Origin of the sequence: Luteitalea sp., assembly GCF_022842525.1 — a bacterium.
Taxonomy (GTDB): Bacteria; Acidobacteriota; Vicinamibacteria; order Vicinamibacterales; family Vicinamibacteraceae; genus Luteitalea.
Window position 1 is genome coordinate 1 of the sequence record NZ_JALHPM010000110.1, and the last position, 23,483, is coordinate 23,483.

Genomic DNA, 23,483 nt, shown 5'->3' on the forward strand with positions numbered 1-23,483 from the left:
ACGGCCTGCAGGAGCGTCGCCTCGTACGTCCCGACGCCTGCATCCTCGACCGGTCCGTCGACCGTGCCTGCGCGGCGCGGCACCACCAGGGCGGCACCGTCCAGCGCCTGGACGAGCGCGCGGATCGTCTCGTCGTCCGGGGTGGCGTGCACGTCGGCGACGATGACGTGGGAGGCCATCGTGCGGGCGAGCCCGCGCATCACGCAGGCGGCCGCACCTCGAGGGGCCGAGGCCTCGTCGCGGGCGAGCACGATCTCCACCTCGCGCTGCAGGGCACGGCTGAGGCGCTCTCTCCAGCTCGCGCCCGCATCGCCGGAGGGCCACCGCGCGCCATGGAGGATGGCGGCCAGGCGTGGGGCGCTCACGACCCGACGGGCTCCGTGGTCGGTGCGGGGACCAGGTGCCAGGTCCCGCCGAGCGTCACCTTGCCGAAGCGCTCCAGCGTGCCGCCCTCGGTCACCGTGAACGTCGCCACGCGTTCGCGATGGTCGAGCGGTTCGACGAGGTGGTAGTCGTAGGCCGAGACCGACACCACGTACCGGCCCGGCAGCAGCGACAGATGGTCGATCGTGTAGCGGACCTCGCCGTCCCCGTCGACCTCGGGGATGGCCAGGCCGCCCGTGCGGGTGTTGGGGCCCGTGAGATGCGTGCCGTCTTCGTGATAGACCGCCATCCCGAACACGGGGCGCGAGACACGTCGGTCGGCGTGGTAGCCGAAGGCGATGGTCAGGGTGTCGCCGGTGCGCAGGCTGGTGATGGGCTGGTCGTGCGCATCGAGCAGCCGCACGCTCGGAATCTCCACCTCGCGTGAGCCCCAGCGGTACTCGCCGGCGACTTCACCGCTGGCGGCGGCCATCTGGTGATAGCGCGAGATGACGTCGGCCGCCGGGCCCACGGCGACGAGTTCGCCCCGTTGCAGCAGGCAGGCGCGCGTGCACAGGCGTTCGACGAGCAGGAGGTCGTGCGACACGATGATCACCGTGACGCCCTGGGCCTGGAACTGCTGGATCTTGCGCAGGCACTTGCGCTGGAACGCCTCGTCGCCGACGGCGAGGGCCTCGTCCACGAGCACGATCTCGGGGTCGAGATGCGCGGCCACCGAGAAGCCGAGTCGCATGTACATCCCGGAGGAGTAGTTGCGGACCGGCGTGTCGATGAAGCGACCGAGTTCGGCGAACGCGACGATCTCGTCGAACTTCGCGCGGATGACCTCGGCCGAGACCCCATGCAGGGAGGCGTTGAGGAAGATGTTGTCGCGACCCGAGAGATCGGGACTGAAGCCGGCGCCGAGCTCGAGCAGGGACGTGATGCGCCCACTGGTCGTGACGGTGCCGGCATCCGGTTCGAGGATGCCGGCGATGATCTGCAGCAGGGTGCTCTTGCCGCAGCCGTTGTGCCCGATCAGGCCGAGGGTCTCGCCGCGTCCCACCTCGAAGCCGACGTCACGCAGCGCCCAGAACGTCTCGCGGCCGTCACGACGCCCGCCGACCAGGCCGACGAGCCGTTCCTTGAGGCCACTGCCCCCCTGGTGGTAGAGCGTGAAGCGCTTGGACACGCCGTGCACCGCGACGGCAGGGGCAGACACCCCGGAAGTATAGCGGCGCCATGGCCTGCAGTTACCGCCCCCGTATCCAGGCCTCGGTCACGATGGCGTGGTTGATGACCTTGCGCGAGTCGGAGGTGTAGACCACGTGGATGCGGCCGTCGCGGGCCTGGAAGGCCACCGGGTACGCGAAGCTGTTCTTGCCCGTGGCGAGCGCCTTCCGGACGGGGTACGACCGGTCCTGGTCGTCCGACAGGGCCAGCATCAGCGGACTGCGCTCCCACATGTGGTCGTTGTAGACCAGCAGCAGGGCGCCCGACGCGAGCTTCAGGAAGTCGACCGCCGAGTTCGGATTCGGAAAGGCCGAGTTCTTGCCCTCGCTCCACGTCCGGCCGCCATCGGTCGACTCCGCCCGCACGAGCCAGCCCTCGGTGGTCGGGCCGTAGCCGCCGCCGCGCCGGGCGTAGGCGATGAGGTGATTGGGCGCCACTTCGACCACGGCCGGCTGGATGTTGCCGGTGGGCGACCGGACCTCGCCGAGTGAGGCCCACACCTGCGTGCGGGGATCGAAACGCAGGAAGCGCGACGTGCTCTTCGGGCCGACCTGCTCCGTGTCTTCGCCGTCTTCGAAGTACACCGGCAGCAGGTAGGTGCCATCGTGCAGGACGATCGGGCGGTTGCGCACCATCATGCCGGCCTCGAGGGCCACCGGGAAGGCATCCGACCACGTGGCGGCCAGGTCGCGCGACACCTTGGCCTGGATGCGGGACGTGCCCCAGGTCTCGCCGAACCGGACGACGTAGAAGAGCCAGACCAGACCGTCAGGCGCCTGCCAGATGACGCCGTTGCCGACGGACCGGAAGGGGTCCTTCGCGATGGCCACCGGTGCCGACCACGTCGTCTCGCCGTGCGCGAGGCGCGCGCCGAACACCGTCGTGTCGCGCGCGTACTCGCCCTGGCCGCCGTAGTAGACGAGGTACAGGTCGCCATTGGACAACTCGGTCAGGCATGCCGGGTGCTTGTATGGGCCCGTGGCCGTCTCGGGGCCGAAGACGCGTGACACGACGGGCGCAGCGACCGGCGCGGGCGCCTGGGCGCCTGCGGCCGTGACGCCCGACACGAACACGACGGCAGCCAGCAGGATGTGACGCATCAGAACTCCTCGGAAAGCCGGAACGCCCCGGTTTGGACGCCGGCGGTACAATATGCGCAAACGGATGCCAGCTCGCAGTCTCCGCCCCACAGTCGCTGCCCGCAAGACGGGCCCCAGAATCCGCGACGACAAGTACTACTCCAAGGTGATCGGGCGTGCGCTCGAGATCCTGGCGGTGCTGCGCAAGCACGAGCACCCCCTCGGGCTCGCCGACATCGCCGCCCACGTGGGCCTGGCCAAGAGCTCGGTGTTCCGCCTCCTGCACACCCTCGAGGTGTCCAACTACGTCGAGCGCACCGCCGAAGGGGCATACGGCCTCTCGGCCGACCTCCAGGTCTGGGGCGACGGCAAGCGGGTGACCGATCTGGTCGCCGCCGCGCTGCCGCACATGCGCACGCTCAGTCGCGAGTTCGGCGAGACGATCACGCTCGCCATGCACTTCGACAACCGCATCGAGGTGGTCGCGACGCTCGACAGCCCCCACCTGATCCGGATGGCCAACACGGTCGGCCGCATCCTGCCGCCGCACGCCAGTTCGCTCGGCAAGGCCATCACCGCGCATCTGCCCGACGACATCGTCGAGCGGTTGCGCCGCAGCTACGGCACGCATCGCTTCACCGAGCACACCATCACCGACGAGGTCCTGCTCAAGCAGGAGTACGAACGGGTGCGCACCCAAGGCTACTCGACCGACGCGGAGGAGAGCGTGCTCGAGGGCTGCTGCTTCGGGGCGCCGATCAGGGCCGCCGACGGCACCGTCATCGCCGCCATCAGCCTGTCGCTGCCCAAGATGCGTCTGGTCGACGCCGCCCTGCAGGACCAGATCATCGCCGCGGTGCGCGACGCCGCCGCTAATGCGTCAGCTTCCACTGACGCAGTGCCTCCACCGAGAACCCCGGCGCCGTAATCAGATCGAGGAGCGCCCGCTCCTCGGCCCGCACCGCCTCGCAGGCCGCCGGCACGTCGGCGGCAATCGCCTCCGGCACCACCAGCAGGCCGTTGACGTCGCCGTGCAGCAGATCCCCGGGCGCGATGGGCAGGCCGTGAATCTCGACCGGCACGCCGACGTCCAGGATGACCGGCTGTCCGTGTGACACCACGAATCCCGGACAGAAGTACTGGAAGCCGCCCAGCGCCGCCACCTCCTTGACGTCGCGCAGGCCGCCGTCCGAGACGCACCCCACCGCCCCCAGCGCCTTGGCGGTCGTCGCCATGATCTCGCCCATGTGGCAGCCCTTGCGCGGCTGCGGGCCGACATCCTTGATCACCAGCACCGTCGGCCCGGGCGCCGCCTCGAGCGCCGCCCACAGGCCGAGCAGGCCCGCGCCGTCGGCGCGGGCCTCGGTCGTGCTGTCGGCCGTGCACGTCACCGCGTAGCCGACCATCGACCCGTACTCCGGGAAGGCACACCGCAGGTCGCGGTCGGCGTACCCGTCCACCCGTCTCCTGACCTTGAAGCGTTCGATGGCGTTGGCCACGGTCGGGCTGTCGATGGCTGCGAGGGCGGCCAGTTGCGCAGGCGTCAGGAGAGGCATGGCGAGTGTCCCGGAAGCGAGGGTGTGGAATTTATAAAACACATGGTGTAGAAAATGGAACGACTTTCAAAATGGCATCACCGCGCTCCCTCCCGGAGGCTTCGCCCATGCTCGCCCCCGTCCGCTCGTTCCTGGCCCTTCTCCTGTGGGTGGTGGCGCTGACGTCGCCCGTGTACGCCCAGGCGACGACCACGCCGACCCTCGACCTCACCGTCTCCACCATCGTCGTGGCCGCTGATGCCACCCGCCGCGAGCGAGTGGCCGCGACGATGCTTCTCGAAGAAGTCCAGCGCCGGTCGCTCGTGCGCTGGACCATCGCCGATCGTGCCAGCACTGGCGCGGCGATTCACGTCGGTCGGCTCGCAGCCCTGCGGCGCGGGCCGCTTGCCGGTCGCCTGAACGGCCCGGCCCCCGGCGCCGAGGGCTATCGCATCAGCACCGCGCCCGGCAGCATCGTGGTGGCGGGCGCCGACGAGCGCGGCGTGCTGTTCGGTGTGGGGCGTCTGCTCCGATCGCTCGAGATGTCGCGCACCCGGGTCGTCCTGCCCGCGCCGCTCGACGTCACCGAGACGCCAGTCGTCGCCGTGCGAGGCCATCAGCTCGGCTACCGCCCGAAGACCAACTCCTACGATGCGTGGGATGCGCCGCAATGGGAGCAGTACATCCGCGACCTCGCGGTCTTCGGCACCAACGCCATCGAGCTCATTCCGCCGCGGTCCGATGATGCGGCCGACAGCCCGCACTTCCCGCGTCCCCAGATGGAGATGATGGTCGAGATGTCGCGGCTGGCCGACAAGTACGGCCTCGACGTCTGGGTCTGGTATCCGGCCCTGGACGATGACTACACGACCGAGGCGAACATCGGCAAGGCGGTCGCCGAGTGGGAAGGCGTGCTGAAGCAGTTGCCGCGGCTCGACGCCATCTTCGTCCCCGGCGGCGATCCGGGCCACACCGAGCCCTCCGCCATGTTCGGCCTGCTCGCGCGCCAGACCGCCAACATCCGGACGTTCCATCCGACGATGACGATGTGGATGTCGCCGCAGGGCTTCACGGCCCAGTGGATGGAGACGTTCTACGGGCTCATGGCGAAGCAACCGGTCTGGCTCACCGGCATCGTCATCGGCCCCCAGAATCGCGACTCGCTGGCCACCGTGCGCCAGCGGATCCCGCCCCAGTACAAGCTGCGCCGCTATCCCGACATCACCCACACCATTCGCGCCGAGTACCCGGTGCCCCTCTGGGACGTGGCGTATGCCCGCACGCTGGATCGCGAGCCGATCAACCCGCGCCCCCTCGATCAGGCCGCGGCCTTCCAGCGGTGGCTGTCCGTCTCGCCCGATTTCCTGACCTATTCCGAAGGGTGCAACGACGACGTCAACAAGATCGTCTGGAGCGCCCTCGGCTGGAATCCGAAGGCCGACGTGCGTGAGGCGCTGCGCCAGTACGCGCGCTACTTCGTCGGACCGGCCTATGCCGAGCCGCTGTCGACCGGCATCCTCGCGCTCGAGGAGAACTGGCGGGGGCCGCTGGCCGCCAACATCGGTGTCGAGCGAACCCTGGCGGCATTCCAGGCGATGGAGCGGACGGCCGAGCCGCGTGACCTGCTGAACTGGCGCTTCCAGCAGACGCTCTATCGGGCCTACTACGACGCCTACGTCCGTCGCCGGCTGATCGGCGAGCAGGCCGCGCAGGTGCAGGCGATGAGCGCGCTGGCCAACGTGAGCGGCCTCGGGTCGATGGCCGCGATGGCCGAGGCCGAGCGTGTGCTGGCGTCGGCCGCGCAGCCGGTGGCGGCCGATCTGCGGACGCGCGTCTTCCAGCTGGCCGAGGCGCTGTATCAGAGCGTGCGGATGCAGCTCTCGGTGCCGCTGTATCGCGCCATCGCCGTCGGGCGTGGGGCCAACCTCGATCTGATCGATGCGCCGTTGAACGACCGGGTGTGGCTGTCGGAGCAGTTTGCCGCCATCCGCGCCCTGCCCAACGAGCGCGACCGCGTCACCGCGCTCACGCGCATCGCGCGCTGGACCGATCCCGGCCCCGGCGGTTTCTACGACGATCTCGGCGCCCCGGACGCGCAGCCGCACCTGGTCGCGCCGCCCGCTTTCCGCCAGGATCCCGGGCCGTACCACTCCGGGCTCACGGGCTTCGGATCGCTGCCCAACTGGCGGCTGTCGTGGATGAGTCACGCCGAAGCGTTCTACGATGGCGCGCTGCAGATGACGTACACGGCGCTGGACCCGACCGCGCGGTACACCGTGCGGGTGGTGTACGCCGGCGACATCTACAGCCAGAATGTGCGCCTGCGGCTGACGGCGGACGAGACGCACGAGGTGCATGGGCCGATGGCCAAGCCGTCGCCGGTGGCGCCCGTGGAGTTCGCCATTCCGCCGGCCGCGACGGCCGACGGGCGGCTGACGCTGACGTGGCGGCCCAACCAAGGGCTCGGCGGTGCCGGGCGCGGCAATCAGGTGGCCGAAGTGTGGCTGATCAAGGAGACGGATCCGAAGTGACTGACGCGCCCCTGCCTGCCCCGTGGGTCAACCCCGTCAAGGCGCGCCTCGCCCGCGGCGAGTACGTGGTGGGCATGCCGGTGACGGCGACAAGCCTCGACCTCGCGCTCGTGGCCGCCAAGTCCGGCTTCGACTTCCTGTGGGTGGAGATGGAGCACAGCCCCATCACGCTCGAGACGCTGCGCCACATCGTGCTGGCGACTCGCGGGTTGCCGGCCGTGCCGATTGCCCGCGTGCCCGGCGGGGAGACCTGGATGGCCAAGCGGGTGCTCGACCAGGGGGTGCACGGCGTGGTGTTCCCCTTCACGAGCACGCCGGCACTGGCCGAGCAGGCGGCCCGCGCGTGCCGCTATCCGCCACGCGGCCGTCGTGGATCGGGCTCGGGTCTGGCCGAAGGGACGTGGGCCACGGTGCCGTCGTACTTCGATTCGGCAGACGACCAGGTGCTCGTCGTCGCCGTGATCGAGGAGGTCGAGGGCGTCGAGCGCTGCGAGGAGATCGCGGCGGTGGAGGGCATCGATGTCCTGTTCGTCGGCACCAGTGATCTGTCGTTCTCGATGGGTCTGCGCGGCAACCTGATGCATCCCGACGTGCTGCGCGCCGCCGAGCGCGTGCGCGATGCGGCGCACCGCCATGGCAAGCACTGCGGTCGGCCGGTCGCCTCTCCCGAATCGGTGCAGCGCTTTGCGGCCGACGGGTTCCAGTTGTTCCACGCGGCGTCGGACCTGACGCTCTTCGCCGAGGGGGCTCGCGCGTGGCTCGACCCACTCGGCCGCGCCACCGGTGGTCCGCGTGCCTCGTACTGACCGGGAACCGGGAACGGGCAACCGGGAATCGGGCATCGGGCATCGGCCAGCGCCCCCGCGGTGGGTAGGGCCGGCTCTCCGAGCCGGCCGTCACCAGTTGGGAACCGCCGCGTGCCCCGCGGGCCGTCGGGCCTTCCTCCAGGCGGGACTCGCGATGCTGGCCGGCACCGCGGCCGGGTGTGCGCGGCCCGAGGGACCCTGGCCGTCGCGCGAGGTGCGCGTCATCGTGCACGCGGCACCGGGGGGCATGTCCGACACGGTGGCGCGCTTCACGTCGCGCGGGCTGAATGAACGACTCGGCGTGCCGGTGCTGTGCGAGAACCGCGTCGGGGCGATGGGCGCCGTCGCGTTCTCGGCCGTCAAGTTCGCGGCGCCCGACGGCTACCTCGTCGGCTATGCGCCGGTGGAACTCGCCGTCGTGCCGCACCTGCGGTACGTCGACCTGTCCACGGGCGATTTCGATCTCCTGGCGCGCCACCATCGCGCCCCGGCAGCGCTGGCCGTCCCCGCCAGTTCGCCGTATCGCACCCTGCGCGCCTTCGTCGACGCGGTGCGCGGCGGCGCGCGCGTGGCCATGGGCGCGGCCGGTCCGTTGAGCGTGTGGCATCTGGGCACGCTGGCGCTCGGCCGACAGCTGGGGCGCACCTTCATCTTCGCGCCCTTCCCGGGATCGGGCCCCGCGACCACGGCGCTGCTCGGCGGTCATCTCGACGCCGTGATGGCGGGTGTGCCCGAGGTCCAGGCACTCGTGCGCGGCGGGGCCGTCCGCCTGCTCGGCATCATGGGCGACGGGCCGTCGCCGATCTTCCCCGACGTGCCGACGTTCCGCAGCGAGGGCCTCGACCTGCTGTTCGAGGCCTGGGGCGGCTTCATGATGCCTCGAGGCGTCGCACCCGCCATCCTCGCGCAACTCGAGCAGCACATCCTCGCGGCCTTCCAGCAGGAGGCCTTCCGTACCTACTGCCGCACCGCCGGCCTGGACGTGCAGCCGCTCGCCTCGGCGGACTTCCGGGTCTTCGTGGATCAGGAATCGGCCCGCTACGCGCAGCTGGTGCGCGAGTTCGGATTCGTCAGCTGATGACCGGCCCCCGGATCGTCGCGTGCGTCCTCGGCGCCCTCGCGCTGGCCATCCTCATCACCACCTGGGGATTTCCCCCGGGCAGGCAGGGTGTGCCCGGGCCCGGCCTCGTGCCGCGCCTGCTGGGCGTGGCCCTGCTGGCGTTGTCCGGGGCCCTCCTGTGGGCGCCTGGCACCAGCGCACCGGCGCTCGTGCGCCACCACCGCGCCATCCCGGCGGCCATGGCCCTCCTCGTCGCGTACGTCCTCCTCTGGCGTGTGGTGCCTTATGGCGTCCTGACGGGGCTCGTCCTGCTGACGTTCTTCAGACTCACCGGCCTGGCCTGGCGAGGCGCCCTCATCGGTGCCGTCCTGATGGCGACGTCGCTGCAAGTCCTCTTCGAGCGCGGACTGGGAGTGAGGTTCTAGCCGTGCCCGGCGATCCGATGCTCCTGCTGGCGCCGATGCTGTCTCCGGACGCCTGGCTCTACGTCCTGATTGGCGTCGCCCTCGGCGTCCTCTTCGGCAGCCTCCCCGGTTTCACGGCGACGATGGGGCTGGCCGTGCTGACGCCGTTCACGTTCTGGGTCGCGCCCGATCAGGCCATGGCCATGCTGCTCGGCCTGCTGGTCTCGGCCATCTTCAGCGGCGGCGTGCCGGCCATCCTCCTCAACACCCCGGGCACGCCCGCGTCCATCGCGATGACCTGGGACGGCCATCCGCTCGCGCGCCAGGGGCGCGCCGGCCTTGCGCTCGGGCTCAATGCCATCGGCGCCTTCCTCGGCATCTTCCTCAGCCTCGTCGTCCTGTTGCTGGCAGCGTTGCCGCTGTCGCGCCTCGCGCTGCGCTTCGGGCCCGCCGAGTACTTCGCCGTCGCCGTCTTCGGCCTCAGCACCATCGTCGGCGTCTCGGGTGGGTCGATGCTGAAGGGGTTGGCGACGGGCGTCATCGGCCTGCTGCTGGCCGTCATCGGCCTCGACGCCATCACCGGTTATCCGCGCTTCACGTTCGGGCAACCCGAACTGCTCGACGGCGTCTCGTTCATCCCGGTGATGGTGGGGTTGTTCGGCATCGCCGAGGTCTTCACGCAGATGGCGTCGCCGCCGCGACAGCAACTCGATGGCGATACGCAGACGTCCGGCATGCTCCCGACGCGCGAGGAGGCCCGCACGCTCTGGGCCCACGGGCTGCGCGGATCGCTGATGGGCATCTGGATCGGCATCATGCCCGCGGCCGGCGCCGACGTCGGCGCCATTCTCGCGTGGGACCAGAGCCGTCGGTTCTCGAAGACGCCCGAGAAGTTCGGCAAGGGCTCGCTCGAGGGCCTGATCGCCGCGACGACCGGCGCCAACGCCGGCATCGGCGGGTCGCTGGTCACGACGCTGGCGCTCGGCATCCCGGGTGACTCGGCCGCCGCCGTGCTGATCGGCGCCCTGCTGATGCACGGTCTGCAGCCGGGGCCGTTGCTGTTCCGCAATCGCCCCGACCTGGTCGCGACCATCGTCGCGCTGGTCTTCATGGCGTCGCTGGTGACGTTGGTGTGGGGGCTGATCGGCGCGCGGATCCTCGGCAAGATCCTCAAGATTCGTGACCAGTACCTGTGGGCCACCGTGCTGGCCGTTGCGCTCGGTGGCAGCTATGCGCTCAACCAGTCGACCGGGGATGTGTGGACGGCCGTGACGGCCGGCATCTTCGGCTTCCTGCTGCGGCAGCAGGGTTTTCCGATGGGGCCGCTGGTGCTCGCGCTCATCCTCGGGCCAATGGCCGAGTCGAACCTGCGCCGCGCGCTGGCGCTATCGGAGGGATCGCTGGCGACATTCGTCACGCGGCCCATCTCGCTGCTGTTCCTGGTGCTCGCGGCCCTGACGCTGCTGTGGCCGCTGATCTCGCGCCGCGGCCACGACAGCCGCCTGCCGGATTCGACGATGCCGGATAGTGACACGCTGTAGAGATTCAGGCGCGCTTCGCTGACATTCAGCATTCAGAATGCAGCGCGGGGCGAACACCGTGACGCCTCGCTAGAACGATCGTCGGGCGATTGACAAGGCGCGGTGGTCGGAGTTCCAGCGGAGGCACAAGGACGGCGCCGAGTTCCGCACCGGACACGACCCTGCCGGATTCGGGTCCATCGAGATCGTCACGTCGGGACGCGCCAGGGCCTGACTCATGGCCAGGTCGAAATAGGTGATGAAGACGTAGGCGCTCCGAATGTTCAACGGCACGCCAGTCACATGAAGGTGTGCCCCGGGCGGAAGCGGCGGGGCGATTGCCGCGGCCTGACTGGTAATCTGCGCCGCGACCTCGCCGGCCTCACGCCAGTCTCTCTCCGACATGACGAGTTGGCGCACCCAGAGACCGAGCAGCGCGGTGGCGACGAGGACGGCACCTGCCTGCTCGATGCGACGATCTCTCTCGACCACCACCTGCATTCCTGCCGAAAGGATCAGGCAGATGCCGATGGCGGCAAGGTACGCGAACCGATCGGCATAGCCTGTGTAGGTCACATACGGTGCGAACGCGAGCACGCCCAGGACGCTCGACAGGACGACCAGGCGACGGGAGTACAGCGCATGTCGAGCGGCGAGGCACACGGCAGTCGACGCGGCTGCCGCACTCAGCAGGAACGTCCGACTCTGCCAGGGTTGCAGGTTCCAACCGCCGGCCAGAATCCGCGTCACGAACTGCATCGTGTTCTTCCAGGCTCGCTGCGCCACGGGCTCGGCAAATCCCTCGCGGCTGACGGCCGACGAGAGAGCCCAGCTGTCGTGCTCGAGGCCGGAGATGACGAACCACCGCATGGACAGATAGAAGAGCCAGAAGGCCATCAACGGCACGGCGGTGACGGCCAGACGCCTCCACGGGAGCGGCGCGTCAACTGGACGGGCGTGCCACGCGACGGCGAGCAGCATCCCCGGCAACAGGAACGACCCCTCGTAGCTCAGGATCGCGAGCGCGGCCAGCGTCGCCGCCGCGGCGTGCGGAAGCGGGCCTCGGCCGCGATATGTGGTGAGCCACATCGAGCCCAGCGACAGCGCCCCCGCGAGTGCGGCAGTTCTGCCGGAGATCCAGCTCACCGCCTCGCTGTGCACGGGATGCAGGGCGAAGAGCAGTCCGCACACGGCGGCAGCTGAGCGACCGAGACCAAGGCGTCTCGCCAGTAATGTCGCGAATGCCGAGGCTGTCGCGTGAATCAGGATGTTGACGGCGTGGAATCCGGTCGGACTGCTCCAGAGCCACTGGTTCAGTCCGTAGGTGAACACCGTGAACGGGCGGTACGCCGTCGCCCTGCCGAGCTTGTGCTCCCATCCGCTGGTCAGGTGGGTCAGGAAGTTGAGACCCCAGGGACGCCGCGTGAACTGGAAGTCATCGGACACCAGGCCTGCGTCCAATGAAGGCCAGTACGCCATGATGGCGACGGCGATCACCACCGCTAGTAGAGCAAGTTCTGCCGGTAACTGTGTCTGCCGCTGAGGGGTTTCAGGTGGGCACCCGGCGCGGGGGGGGGCATCTTCATGGACCGCTCGCCAACTCTAAGACATACCTGGAAGGACGCCCGACGTTCCTCCAGAGCAATCAGCGAACGATGCCTCAGACGCGGCCCGCGTGTCCATCACGACCAGGACGCGTTCGGAGAGACCGCGTGTCGCAGTACGGCCGCGCTGCAACGTGAATGCCGAGTTCTGAAATTGCGCGACGGAGGTGGCGGTGCCCGCCCCGCGCTTCATTCTGAATTTTGAATTCTGAATTGTTCTACGGCGTCCAGATCGTCGCGGCGATGTAGCGTTCTGGGCCGGAGGCGTCGTTGAAGTAGTAGGCCGAGACAACGCGGCCATCCGCGCGCACGACCGAGCGCGGGTAGCCGAGGTCCCAGTCGGCCGCATCCTCGCGCAGTGGCCGCGGCGTGCTCCACGTCGCGCCCTCGTCGCCACTGAAGACCGCGTGCATGCCGAAGGGCGCGGCGCGGAAGCCGTAGACGGCGCAGAGGCGACCATCTGGCAGGCGAAGCAGGCTCGCGGGATTGCCGCGGCCCGTGTCGGCCGCCACGAGCCCCGCCGCGGTCCACGTGGCGCCGCCGTCACGACTCCGATAGCCCTCGAGGTGGTGCCTCGTGTCGTCGCGTCGGCGGATCACCGTGAAGAGACCGTCGCCGCCGAGTGACACCGTGGCCGGCATGATGCGGAAGCCGTCCGTCTCGGGGCCGATCCAGCCGAGGCGTTCCCAGGTCATCCCGCCGTCGCGCGTCCGGATCGCGAGGGGACGTCCCTCCTTGCCGTTCGTCTTGAAGGCCGTCAGGAACACCAGCAGCGTGCGCGGGCCCAGCACCAGGTAATCGGTGCGCGGATCGAACCCTGGCGTGTCGAGGGGCGGGAGCTGGTACGGCCCCGCCCACCGACGACCGCGGTCCTGGCTGACGAACATCCACGCGCCCGTGGCGCCGTGCGACGTGCGAAAGGTCAGCGCGAGGCCCGGTGCCGTGAAGTCGAGGGGACCGGGGAGTGCCTGCACCGTCGGCAACCGCAGGGGTTCGCCGGTCACGGCGCGACGTTCGGGGCGCGGCGGCGGCTGCAGCACCACGGGATCCTCGCGCGTCCAGGTCCGGCCACCGTCGAGGGACCGGGCGAGCGCGTGGGCTTCGCCGGCGGACCGATCGATGGGATGGCGCATCGGGTCGCCGGTCTTCAGCACGCCGGCCGTGAAGCCGACGAGGATCTCGTCGCCCCAGCTCCAGATCCCGTGATTGGCCGGCCATCCCCCGTAGCGCCCGGCCTCTCGCCACACGGTGACGTGCTCGACGGACGCCTGCGCACGCGGCAGGGCGGACGCGGTCAGCAGGGCGGCGGAGTGGGCCAGGAACGTTCGACGATGCATGGGCGTGTGACTGACGGGCGGAACGTCACGGCGTCGAGACCCAGGCTTCCGGGAACGACACGTGGCGAATGGTCTTCAGGTTGTCGGAGAACGTCACGTGGACGCGCCCGTCGCGGGCCTGGATGACCGACGGGTAGTCGAAGCGTTCGCCAGCCACGTGGACGATCACCTTGCGCACGGGCCACGTCCGCCCGCCGTCGGTGGACAGCGCGATCGAGAGCCGATCGCGCTCACGGCCCGTCTGGTCGTTGTGGACCACGGCGACGGCGCCGCTTCTCAGGACGATGGCCTCGATCCCCCCGGAGGGATTGGGCAGGTCGGTGGGCGTCGCTGCGCTCCACGTCCGCCCCTGATCGGTGGAGGTGCTGCGGGCGACCCGCCCCGTGCCGCGGGCGTCGCGGAAGTAGGCCTGGAGCGTGCCGTCGGGCAGGCGGATCACCGACGGCTGGATGACGCCGGCCGTCGGGACGGCGGCCGAGAACGTCCAGCGTGCGCCGCCGTCGTGCGCCAGGGCCATGGCCGCCATGTTGACGTTCTCGTTGGCCAGCGGCACCAGGAGCGTCCCGTCGGCCAGGACCAGCGGATGGGTGCGTGGCATCCAGCCGAGGTGCCGCGCATACGGGTCCGCGGTGGTGGCCAGCATCCGGTTGGCACGAGCGGCGACCTCGGTCGTCCGACCCGGGCCGATGCGGACCTGCTCGGCGGCCTGCGCGACGGCGCTCGTGAAACCCGGCGGCTTCGGGACGATCGTGTGCGACGCGTCCCACCGCGGTGTGCCGTCGCGCTCGAAGTCGGTGGAGACGAGCGCGCGGGTCAGCGCGCTGCCCCAGGCCTTCTCCGGCACGCCGAGCAGCGTGGCATGGATCAGCCACAGGCGCCCGCCGCTGTCGATGCCGAGCGCCGGGTTGTTGTCGGGGAGGTCCGCGGTGTCCGCGAGCACGAAGGGGCGGCTCCACTGTGTGGCGCCTGGGGCACGGCGTGCGCCGCTGATCCGCACGTCCTGCCGCTTGTCGAGATCCTGACCCTCGAACGGCCCGGTGCCGGTGGGGTCCCCGTTCTCGTACCACGCCACGAGCAGGGCGCCGCGTGGGGTCTCGACGATGGAAGACGCGTGGACTTGTCCACGCGCCTCGACGAAGAGGGCCTCGCTCGTGAGGTCCCCGGCCGCGTCCATCCCGGCCCATGCGCCGACCAGCAGCGCACCGACTGACAGGAGGCCGCGGCGGGGCATCACCGCGCGCCGACCAGCGTGAGCCCGAGGGCTTGCTCGACGCGCGTCAGCCAGCCCGGCACCCACTGCACGAACGCGGTCCGCTGCGCCTGGCGACCTGGCGACGCCGGCAAGGGCAGGGGACCGACGGGAATGCCCCGCGCCTCGAGGCCGATGCGAATCGCCCAGGGGGTGGGGAAGACGCCCTGCTGCGCGAACAACTCGCGGAGCAACGGCACCAGGACGGCCAGCGTGGCCTCGTCGCTGGCCCGGGCGGCCCGGGTCACGGCGACCATCAGCTCGGGGAAGGCCCCTGACGTCCCCGAGATGCAGCCGTCCCAGCCCTCCGCCATCGCCTCGACGAGCAACCCGTCGTCGCCGACGAGGAGCCGCCACGGGCGGTCGCCGCGCGCGTGCGCCAGCTGGCCGAGCCGATCCGACTGACCGCTGCTGTCCTTGATGCCAATCACGTGCGGCGCGCCATTGAGCAGCCGCAGGATGGTCTCGGTGCTGAACGGCGTGGTGAAGGACGGCAGGTCGTACAGCAGCACGGGGCCACCGAGCGTGGCGGCCGTCTCGAGGCAGAAGGCCTCGAGATCGTCCTGGGCATACCGGAAGAACAGCGGCATCGACAGCAGCACGGCGCGCGCCCCGGCGTCGAGCGCCGCGCGACCGAGCGGCACCACGTCGGTGGGCGCGGCAGCGCCGATGCCGACCAGCACCGCCTTGTCACCGATACGCGCCATGGTGCGCTCGAGGAGGTCGAGTCGCTCGTCGCGCGTCGCGTGCGGATACTCGGCGGTCGCCCCTCCGAGACAGACGCCGTCGACGCCCGCGGCCAGCAGCAGGTCCAGCACGCGGTCGAAGGCGGCGTGATCGACGGCACCCGACTCGGTCCGCGGCGTGACCGCGGCCGAGAAGAGGCCGGTGAGGGACGGAGGCCCGGCGGCCTCCGTCACGGAAGGGTGTGCCTGCACGCGGCGATCCTCAGAACGAGAACCGGAGCGCCAGCTGCAGGATGCGCGGGTCACTCCCGCCTCCGGCGGCTGACGCACCGGTGATGCGTCCGAAATTGCCGGACGACCGGTTGCCGTCAGGCAGGTTGAAATTGGTGCGGTTCAACGCGTTGAAGGCCTCGAGCCGGAACTGCGTGCTGATCCGGTTGGTGAACGCGAAGGTCTTGTGCAGCCCAAGGTCCAGCACCTGGAAGTCCGGGCCGCGCAGCGAGTTGCGGCCGGCGTTACCGAAGGTGCCGAGCGCGTTGACGGTGAACGCCGAGGTGTTGAACCACTGCGCGACCCGCTCCGACGTCGGCCGATCACTCGGCAGGTTCGGATCCCCCACCTGGTCGGCGAACTGGCCACCGGTGCCGGTGCGGGCGTTGTCGACGCCACTGGTCACCGTGAACGGCTGGCCGCTCATGAGGGTGTAGATGCCCGTCAGGTTCCAGCCCCCGAGCACGGCCTGCAGCGCCGCGTTGTCGAACTGGCCCGGGACCTGCCACAGCAGGGACGTCACCCAGCGGTGCCGGCGATCGGCGTTGGCCGGACCCCAGTCGAAGGACAGGTCGAACGGGTTGACCGCCGTCGCGCCGTTCTGCTTGTTGGCCGACGTGTTGTCCATGCTCTTGCTGAGCGTGTAGTTGGACAACACCGACAGCCCTCCACTGAAGCGCTTGTCGAGCGTCAGTTGCAGCGAGTGGTAGGTCGATCGCCCACGCGGCTCGATGCTGATGATGTTGCCGTAGTCGGGAAACAGCGGTCGGCGCTGGTTGGTCGTCGCCGTCGTCACCCCGGGGGCATAGATGGCCGGGTTGAGCTCGAGCCCGATGGTCAACTGCTCGCCGCGGGAGCCGGCGTAGGCCACGCGCAGCATCGTCGCCTTGAAGATCTCGCGCTCGCCGGTCACGTGCCAGGAGTGCATCGTGCCGGGGCGCATGTCCGCGGAGTAGCTGAAGGCGTTGAACGGCAGCACGACGCGGGCATCAGCGGGCACGTTGAAGATGTCCACGGGGAACGGATTGGTGCTGCCGGCCCACGTGTTGCGCAGGCTGTTGGCCGCGTTGCCGTCGGCGCGCGCCACGGTTCCGAACGGTCCCTGCGTGGCGGCGCTGTTGGTCGTGATGGTATTCGGCTTGTCGTAGAACAGGCCGTATCCGGCGCGCAGGCTGGTCTTGCCATCGCCGGTCACGTCCCAGGCGCCGCCGACGCGCGGCGCGAAGAGCCCCCAGCTGTTGTCGTAGCCTGCGTCGGGGAAGCCGGCATCGCCCGGGTAGAGCATGCCGACGGGCGCGTTGGTGTAGACCTGCGACTTCTGACCCGGTCGAAACCCGGCCAGGCGGCCGTTGACGTCGGTGTATGGGGTGTTGGGATCCCAGCGCAGCCCCATCGTCAGGGTCAGCCGCGGGTTGAGGCGCCAGGTGTCCTCGATGAACGCCGCCAGGTAGTGGAAGCGCGTGTTCTTGTACTCGCCCACCCCCTGCTCGAACGACTGGAACTTGCCGAGCAGGAAGTCGGCCATCGCGTCGGTCGTGAATGGCGCGGCGTTGTTGAACGTGTAGCGACCATTGGCCCGGAAGTTGTTGATGATGTCGCCCTTGCCGTAGCTGTAGTCGATGCCGGTCGTGATCTCGTGCCGGTTCTTCGTCCAGCGCAGCGTGTTGACGATCTGGTACTCGTCCCGGTTGAACTGGTTGGTGTCGCCGGTGTTGATGCCGAACCAGCCGCCGACGTTGAAGAACCACTGCGGGTTGGCGTCGTTGTAGACCCCGGGGATGAAGATGTCGGCGTACGACGGCGACGGCACCTGGAAGTTGTCGTTGTAGGTGCGGTTGTAGGTGACCACCAGGTTGTTGACCAGCGACGGTGACATCACCCACGTGTCGTTGACCGAGATGATCTGGTTGTCCCACGTCCGGCCGAAGGCGCTCGTCAGCACGTTGCTCGGGTCGAGGAACTCCGGCACCGACGCCTTCGACAGCCAGTAGCGGCCGTACACGCGGTGGTTGTTGCTGAAGCTGTGGTCCAGTCGCAGCAGGTACTGGTGATCGTCGGAGTTGGCCGGCCGCGAGTAGCGCAGCGTGTTGGCCGGCTCGCCGGCGGTCGGGTTCGGCAAGGGCAGGTACTGGGCGAGAATCAGGGCGGCCGTCGGATCGATGCGATTGCCCGGGATGATGTTGCCGGGGAAGGGCTGACCGGTGAGCGGGTCGCGCAGCACGCGCCCGTAGCCCGAGAAATCGCCCCGCCGCTGGGCCGCGGTCGGCACCAGCGCCCTCAGGTCGGCCGGACGCTGATCCTGGAGCGTGCCTTGATAGGAGCCGAAGAAGAACGTCCGGTTCTTCAGGATCGGGCCACCGAAGGTGCCGCCGAACTGCTTGCGGTTCAGACCGTCGTCGATGCCGGGCGAGAAGAAGTTGTTGGCGTTCATCGACGAGTCTCGGAGATACCCGAAGGCGAGACCGCGGAAGCTGTTGGTGCCCGAGCGCGTCACGGCGTTGACGATGGCGCCGGCGTTGCGCCCGTACTGCGCGCTGAAGGAGTTGGTCTGCACCGAGAACTCCTGCAGGGCGTCGGGATTGGGCATCGGGTTCGAGCCGTTGCTGTAGTGGTCGTTGTTCGACCCGCCGTCCATGATGTAGTTGGTCGAGTTGGCGCGGGCCCCGTTGGCGGTGATGCCGCTCGTGCCGGGATAGGTCGCACCGGAGGTCACGTCGGCGCGGGGGTCGGGAATGACGCCCGCGACCAGCGTCATCAACTGGGTGGGATTGCGACCGTTGAGCGGCAGTTCCTCGATCCGTTTCTGGTCGACCACGGTCTTGAGCGTGCTCGACACGGTATCCACCGTCGTGCTGATGCCGCTCACGGTCACCGACTCGGAGAGGTTGCCGACCTTGAGGGCCACGTCGAGGCGCACTTCCTCGTTCACGCGGATGACGACCCCTTCGACCTGCACGGTCTGGAAGCCCGCCAGCTCGACCTGTACCGCGTACCCACCCACAGGCAGGCCGCGCAGCAGGTACTGCCCGGTCTCGTCCGAGATGGCGAGCAGCACCGTGCCCGTGGCCGTGGCCGTGGCCTTCACCGTCGCGCCCGGGACCACCGCCCCGTCGCTGTCACGGATGACGCCTGTCAGACTGCCCGTCGTCGTTTGTGCCTGCAGGCCGCCGGCCGCAGCCGTGACGACCAGCAGCGCCGTCAGCGCCACTCGCGTGATTGTCGTGATCATGGATGTCGTCCTTGCGCCCCACACGCGTCCGCCCCGCGTGGGAGGGACGCGGAGCGGAGAACGGGCCCACCCGTTCATGAGCGTGTCGAGGCGCGGCACCATCAAACTCCCGCGAGACGGACCTGTCAATGGGAAATTTGATACGGGCGTTTCATTTTTGAAACGAGAGGTGCCTGATTGAAAAATGCCGACGGGATCGGCTAGCGTCACGGGGCGTCCGCACGACTGCGGGCGGCGGAGAGACCGTTCGATGCCACGACCATGGATGGCCGCGCTCGCGCTGGCCCTGCTCTCGGCGGCGGGCCGCGGCGACGCGCAGACCCCCGCCGGGCAGTACCGGGCCGAACTCCTGTTCCCCGTCGAGCACTGGCACAACCATTCCTCGAGCATCGTCGAGCATCCCGAGGGTCACCTGCTCGTCACGTGGTTCCACGGCTCTGGCGAGCGCACGGCCGACGATGTCGAACTGCTCGGCGCGTGGCAGCGCCGCGGTTCGTCCACCTGGACCGCACCGGCCCGCCTCGCCGACACCCCGGGCTACCCCGACACCAACCCGACGCTCTTCGTCGACCGCACGTCGCGTCTCTGGCTGCTGTGGCCCACCATCCTGGCCAACGAGTGGCACACCGCGCTGATGAAGGTGAAGACCACCAGGACCTGGCCCGTCGGGCAGGTGCCGGCGTGGGAGACCAGCGAGGTCATGCATCTCACGCCGGGCGACCGGTTCGCGGAGGTCACCCGCCGGGAGGCCGACCGCCTCCTCGCGTCGTTGCCTGCCGGCGACGCCGGCGCCAGGGCCCGCACCCACCTCGAGCGACTCGAGACCGACGCGGCGGACAAGTTGACCCGACGGCTCGGCTGGATGACGCGGGTGCATCCCCTGCAACTCGAGGACGGCCGCATCATCGTCCCGCTCTACTCGGATGGCTTCAGTTTCTCGCTGATGGGGATCAGCGACGATGACGGCGCGACGTGGACGGTGAGCGACCCTCTCGTCGGAGGCGGCAACATCCAGCCGGCGCTCGCCCGGCGGCGTGACGGGACGATCGTCGCCTACATGCGCGACAACGGGCCGGCCCCCAAGCGTGTCCACATGAGCGAGTCGCGCGACCGCGGCGAGACCTGGGCGACGGTGACCGACGGCGTGCTGCCCAATCCCGGCACCAGCGTCGATGTCGTCGTCTTGACGAGCGGCCGATGGGCGATGGTGTACAACGACCTGGAGCGCGGGCGGCAGAGTCTGGCCATCTCGCTCTCGGACGACGAGGGCCGCACGTGGCCGGTGACCCGGCACCTCGAACGCGACCCGGACGGCGCCACGGGCGACGACACGGGGCAGTATCACTACCCGTCGATCATCCAGACCCGCGACGGCCTGATCCACGTGACGTACAGTGTGTTCCTGCCGCCCGCGCGCAGTGCGACCGACGCTCAGGGGCGACGGCTCCGCAAGTCGATCAAGCACGCTGCGTTCGATGAGGCATGGGTCAGGGCCGGTGGCAGGGCCAGGTAGGGCGTCGAACGCAGAGCGCAGAACGCGGGATACGTAGCCGCCGGACTTGTCCGGCGGTCGCCAGATCACTGAGTGTCGAGCTGAAGCTCGACGCCTACACCGGATATCGAAGGCCGACGGCCGAATGCCGACGGCCGGTGAACGACATGCTTGAACACCTCCAGACCCGCCCTCTTCGCATCGGCCTCCTCGACTTCGGTGACGGCCGCGACTTCCTCAGTCAGCCGCTGGCGCCCGTGCAGCGACAGTTCCGTGATGCCCTTGCCGGCAAGCTGCGCGCCGATGGACACGAGGTGGTGCTCGGTGACGAGGTCATCTGGCGCAACGACATCGCCGTGCGCAACGGCAAGGCGATGGCCGCGGCCGACGTCGATGCCGTCATCTTCAACTTCTCGGTGTGGGCGTGGCCGCAGTACGCGCGGGTGGCCGGGCAGTTCTGCCCGCAGCCGATTGCGATGTTCTCCAACATCAACCCGCAGTACCCCGGGCTGGTCGGCATGCTGGCCAATGCCGGGTCCCTCGACCAGGCGGGCATCCGCTTCACCAAGACCTTTGGCGACCTCGAGGATCCGGCCGTCTACGGCGCCCTGGTCTCGCGGGTGCGCGCCGTCGCCGCGGCGCGGCGGCTGCGCGGTCTGACCTACGCCCTCATCGGCGGGCGCTCGCTCGGCATCGACACCACCGTCATCGATCCGGCGCAGTGGATGGCGCAGTTCGGCATCGACGTCGATCACGTCGACCAGTACGAACTCGTGCGTCGGGCCGAGCAGGAACTGGCCACGGGCTCGCGCATCGCACCGGCGATGGCCTACCTGAAGGCGCACGTGCGGCAGATCCACTGGACGGCCCCCGATGCCACGTTCCGCCTGACCGAGGACCTGCTGCGCCGGCAGCTCGGGATGTACTACGGCGCCGTCGACCTGATCGAGGAGTTCGGCTACGACTTCTGCGGCATCAAGGGGCAGCGCGAGCTCACCGAGCACTTCGCCACCGCCGACGTCGCCGAAGCGTTCCTCAACGACCCCTACCATCCCGACGGCTCGCCGAAGCCCTCGATCGTCTGCTCCACGGAAGCCGATTCGGACGCGGCGCTGACGATGCAGATCTTCAAGCACCTGTCGGGGACGCCGGTGCTGTTTGCCGACGTGCGGCACTATCACGCCGACCTCGGCCTCTGGGACCTCTGCAACAGCGGCGAACACGCCACCTACTTCGCCGGGCGCAGCACCGACCCGGCGGTCAACCTCGCGCAGACCGAGTTCCGCCCACAGGGCTTCTACTTCCCGGCGGGGGGCGCCTCGGTGTACCACGTCGCCGCGCCAGGTCCGGTGACCCTCGCACGCCTGACGCGTCGCGCCGGGCGCTACCGCATGGTGGCGTTCCACGCCGAGTTCGCCGACCTCGGTGACCGCGCCCACGAGGTCGCTGCCATCAGCCAGGACAACTGGCCGCACGCGTTCGCGAAGTTCGCGTGCACCCCGGACGCGTTCATCCAGGCGTTCAACTGCAACCACATCCACGGCGTCTACGGCGATTGCCTCGCGGAGCTCCAGGGCGTGTGCGACGTGCTCGGTGTCGAGTGCGAGGTTCTGGGATGACCGCGGTCATCGGCATCGATTTCGGCACCGAATCGGCTCGTGCGGTCGTCGTCGACACGGCGGACGGTCGTGTCCTCGGCAGCGGCGTCAGCGTCTATCGGCACGCGGTCATCGACGAGCGGCTGCCGTCCACGGGCGCGACCCTCGGTGCCGAGTGGGCCCTGCAGCATCCGGGCGACTGGCTCGAGGCGATCGACGCCAGTGTCCGGGCGGCGATGGCCAGTGCCGGATCGTCGTCGGCCGACATCGTCGGCATCGGCATCGACTTCACGGCCTGCACGGTGCTGCCGGTCACGGCCGACGGCACGCCGCTGATGCAGCAGGCGGCGCTGGCCGGCCAGCCGCACGCGTGGCCGAAGCTGTGGAAGCACCATGCCTCGCAGCCGCAGGCCACGCGGGTGACCGACGTCGCCGCGGCACGTGGCGAGACGTGGCTGCCACGCTACGGCGGACGCATCTCCTCCGAGTGGATGTTGCCCAAGGCCCTGCAGATCCTCGAGGAGGCGCCCGCGGTGTTTGCCGAGGCGGACCTGATCGTCGAGGGCGGCGACTGGGTGGTGTGGCAACTGACTGGCGCGTTCGCGCGCAACGCGTGCGCGGCCGGCTACAAGGGCCTCTGGCACAAGGGCGACGGCTATCCATCCGATGCCTACCTGCAGGCGCTGCATCCCGGACTCGCCGGGTTCTACACCGGCAAGGGCGGTGGTCAGGCGGTCGTGGCGCCGGGGGGGCGCGTCGGCACGCTGACGCCGGCCTGGGCCGCACGGCTCGGTCTTGCGCCGACGACGGCCGTGGGCGCCGCGCTCATCGATGCCCACGCCGGGGTGCTCGGCAGTGGCGCCACCACGCCCGGCGCACTGATGCTGATTCTCGGCACGTCGACCTGTCATCTGCTGCTGGCCGAGCGCGAGCACCTGGTGCCAGGGATCGCCGGTGTCGTGGAGGATGGCATCGTCGCCGGCCTGTTCGCATACGAGGCCGGGCAGGCCGCTGTCGGCGACAGCTTCGCGTGGTGCGTGGACGCCCTCGCGTCGGCCGACGTCCAGGCCGAGGCGGCGCGGCGACAGGTCTCGGTGCACGACGTGCTGACCGAGCGCGCCTCGGCGCTGAGACCGGGGGAGTCCGGCCTGGTGGCCCTGGACTGGTGGAACGGCAATCGCAGCACGCTGGTCGACGCCGAGCTGAGCGGGCTGCTCGTCGGCGCGACGCTCGCGACGCGGCCCGAGCACATCTACCGCGCGCTCGTCGAGAGCACGGCCTTCGGCACCCGCGTGATTGCCGACGCCCTGCGCGACGGTGGCGTCCCTGTCACCCGCATCGTCGCCGGCGGGGGACTGACGCGTAACCGGATGCTGATGCAAATCTACGCCGACGTCCTCGGACTCGACCTCGAGGTCGCTGGCGCGTCCCAGGCCTCTGCGCTCGGCGCCGCCATGCTCGGCGCCGTCGCCGCCGGCCGCGCCGCC

General features: G+C 69.7%; 17 protein-coding genes and 1 pseudogene. 9 read left to right on the forward strand and 9 right to left on the reverse strand.

Annotation, left to right across the window (positions count from 1 at the left end; all coding sequences use genetic code 11):
* From Q0C41_RS19620 to Q0C41_RS19630, 3 genes and pseudogenes are all read right to left on the reverse strand, one after another.
* Positions 1–365 (reverse strand): annotated as a pseudogene (locus Q0C41_RS19620) (hypothetical protein); the annotation flags it as partial.
* Positions 362–1,585, reverse strand: a complete 1,224-nt coding sequence (locus tag Q0C41_RS19625; protein ID WP_291986565.1) for an ABC transporter ATP-binding protein — start codon at positions 1,583–1,585, stop codon at positions 362–364. The gene Q0C41_RS19625 and the pseudogene Q0C41_RS19620, both read right to left, overlap by 4 nt.
* 31 nt (positions 1,586–1,616) lie before the next feature.
* Positions 1,617–2,696, reverse strand: a complete 1,080-nt coding sequence (locus tag Q0C41_RS19630) for an exo-alpha-sialidase (RefSeq protein ID WP_291986567.1) — start codon at positions 2,694–2,696, stop codon at positions 1,617–1,619.
* A gap of 64 nt (positions 2,697–2,760) precedes the next feature.
* On the opposite strand from Q0C41_RS19630, the gene Q0C41_RS19635 reads away from it, so the two are divergent.
* Positions 2,761–3,603: an IclR family transcriptional regulator gene (locus Q0C41_RS19635; protein ID WP_291986569.1), complete on the forward strand. Its 843-nt coding sequence runs from the start codon at positions 2,761–2,763 to the stop codon at positions 3,601–3,603.
* Here the strand turns inward: Q0C41_RS19635 and Q0C41_RS19640 are convergent.
* The gene (locus Q0C41_RS19640) at positions 3,548–4,231 is read right to left on the reverse strand and encodes an RraA family protein (RefSeq protein ID WP_291986571.1); all 684 of its coding nucleotides are present in this window, start codon (positions 4,229–4,231) and stop codon (positions 3,548–3,550) included. The genes Q0C41_RS19635 and Q0C41_RS19640 overlap by 56 nt on opposite strands.
* Before the next feature lie 107 nt (positions 4,232–4,338).
* Here Q0C41_RS19640 and Q0C41_RS19645 point away from each other — a divergent pair, with 107 nt between their 5' ends.
* The 5 genes from Q0C41_RS19645 to Q0C41_RS19665 all read left to right on the forward strand — a co-directional run bounded on the left by Q0C41_RS19645 (position 4,339) and on the right by Q0C41_RS19665 (position 10,552).
* Positions 4,339–6,741: a hypothetical protein gene (locus Q0C41_RS19645; RefSeq protein WP_291986573.1), complete on the forward strand. Its 2,403-nt coding sequence runs from the start codon at positions 4,339–4,341 to the stop codon at positions 6,739–6,741.
* A complete protein-coding gene (locus Q0C41_RS19650) occupies positions 6,738–7,547 on the forward strand; it encodes an aldolase/citrate lyase family protein (protein WP_291986575.1) in 810 nt (269 codons plus the stop codon). The genes Q0C41_RS19645 and Q0C41_RS19650 overlap by 4 nt, the downstream gene beginning before the upstream one ends.
* Before the next feature lie 154 nt (positions 7,548–7,701).
* The gene (locus Q0C41_RS19655) at positions 7,702–8,625 is read left to right on the forward strand and encodes a tripartite tricarboxylate transporter substrate binding protein (RefSeq protein WP_291986577.1); all 924 of its coding nucleotides are present in this window, start codon (positions 7,702–7,704) and stop codon (positions 8,623–8,625) included.
* Entirely contained in the window at positions 8,625–9,032 is a 408-nt protein-coding gene (locus tag Q0C41_RS19660; RefSeq protein WP_291986579.1) for a tripartite tricarboxylate transporter TctB family protein, read from the forward strand. The genes Q0C41_RS19655 and Q0C41_RS19660 overlap by 1 nt, the downstream gene beginning before the upstream one ends.
* 2 nt (positions 9,033–9,034) lie before the next feature.
* Complete coding sequence (locus tag Q0C41_RS19665) at positions 9,035–10,552, forward strand: tripartite tricarboxylate transporter permease (protein WP_291986581.1); 1,518 nt, start codon at positions 9,035–9,037, stop codon at positions 10,550–10,552.
* A gap of 69 nt (positions 10,553–10,621) precedes the next feature.
* Here the strand turns inward: Q0C41_RS19665 and Q0C41_RS19670 are convergent, their stop codons facing one another.
* The 5 genes from Q0C41_RS19670 to Q0C41_RS19690 all read right to left on the reverse strand — a co-directional run bounded on the left by Q0C41_RS19670 (position 10,622) and on the right by Q0C41_RS19690 (position 18,906).
* Entirely contained in the window at positions 10,622–12,028 is a 1,407-nt protein-coding gene (locus Q0C41_RS19670) for a hypothetical protein (protein ID WP_291986583.1), read from the reverse strand.
* A gap of 325 nt (positions 12,029–12,353) precedes the next feature.
* Entirely contained in the window at positions 12,354–13,472 is a 1,119-nt protein-coding gene (locus Q0C41_RS19675) for a sialidase family protein (RefSeq protein WP_291986585.1), read from the reverse strand.
* 25 nt (positions 13,473–13,497) lie between these two features.
* Entirely contained in the window at positions 13,498–14,703 is a 1,206-nt protein-coding gene (locus tag Q0C41_RS19680; RefSeq protein WP_291986587.1) for an exo-alpha-sialidase, read from the reverse strand.
* Complete coding sequence (locus Q0C41_RS19685; RefSeq protein ID WP_291986589.1) at positions 14,703–15,659, reverse strand: dihydrodipicolinate synthase family protein; 957 nt, start codon at positions 15,657–15,659, stop codon at positions 14,703–14,705. Before Q0C41_RS19685 ends, Q0C41_RS19680 begins: the two co-directional genes overlap by 1 nt.
* A gap of 10 nt (positions 15,660–15,669) precedes the next feature.
* Positions 15,670–18,906 carry a TonB-dependent receptor gene (locus Q0C41_RS19690; protein ID WP_291986591.1) on the reverse strand — a complete coding sequence of 1,079 codons (3,237 nt, stop codon included), beginning with the start codon at positions 18,904–18,906 and terminating at the stop codon, positions 15,670–15,672.
* 250 nt (positions 18,907–19,156) lie between these two features.
* Between Q0C41_RS19690 and Q0C41_RS19695 the strand changes: the two genes are divergently transcribed.
* From Q0C41_RS19695 to Q0C41_RS19705, 3 genes are all read left to right on the forward strand, one after another.
* On the forward strand, positions 19,157–20,419 hold the full coding sequence (locus Q0C41_RS19695; RefSeq protein WP_291986593.1) for an exo-alpha-sialidase: 1,263 nt from the start codon (positions 19,157–19,159) through the stop codon (positions 20,417–20,419).
* Between the two features lie 146 nt (positions 20,420–20,565).
* Positions 20,566–22,017 carry a hypothetical protein gene (locus tag Q0C41_RS19700; protein ID WP_291986595.1) on the forward strand — a complete coding sequence of 484 codons (1,452 nt, stop codon included), beginning with the start codon at positions 20,566–20,568 and terminating at the stop codon, positions 22,015–22,017.
* Positions 22,014–23,483, forward strand: a 1,470-nt coding sequence (locus tag Q0C41_RS19705) for a ribulokinase (protein ID WP_291986597.1), incomplete at its 3' end; no start/stop codon positions are given. The genes Q0C41_RS19700 and Q0C41_RS19705, both read left to right, overlap by 4 nt.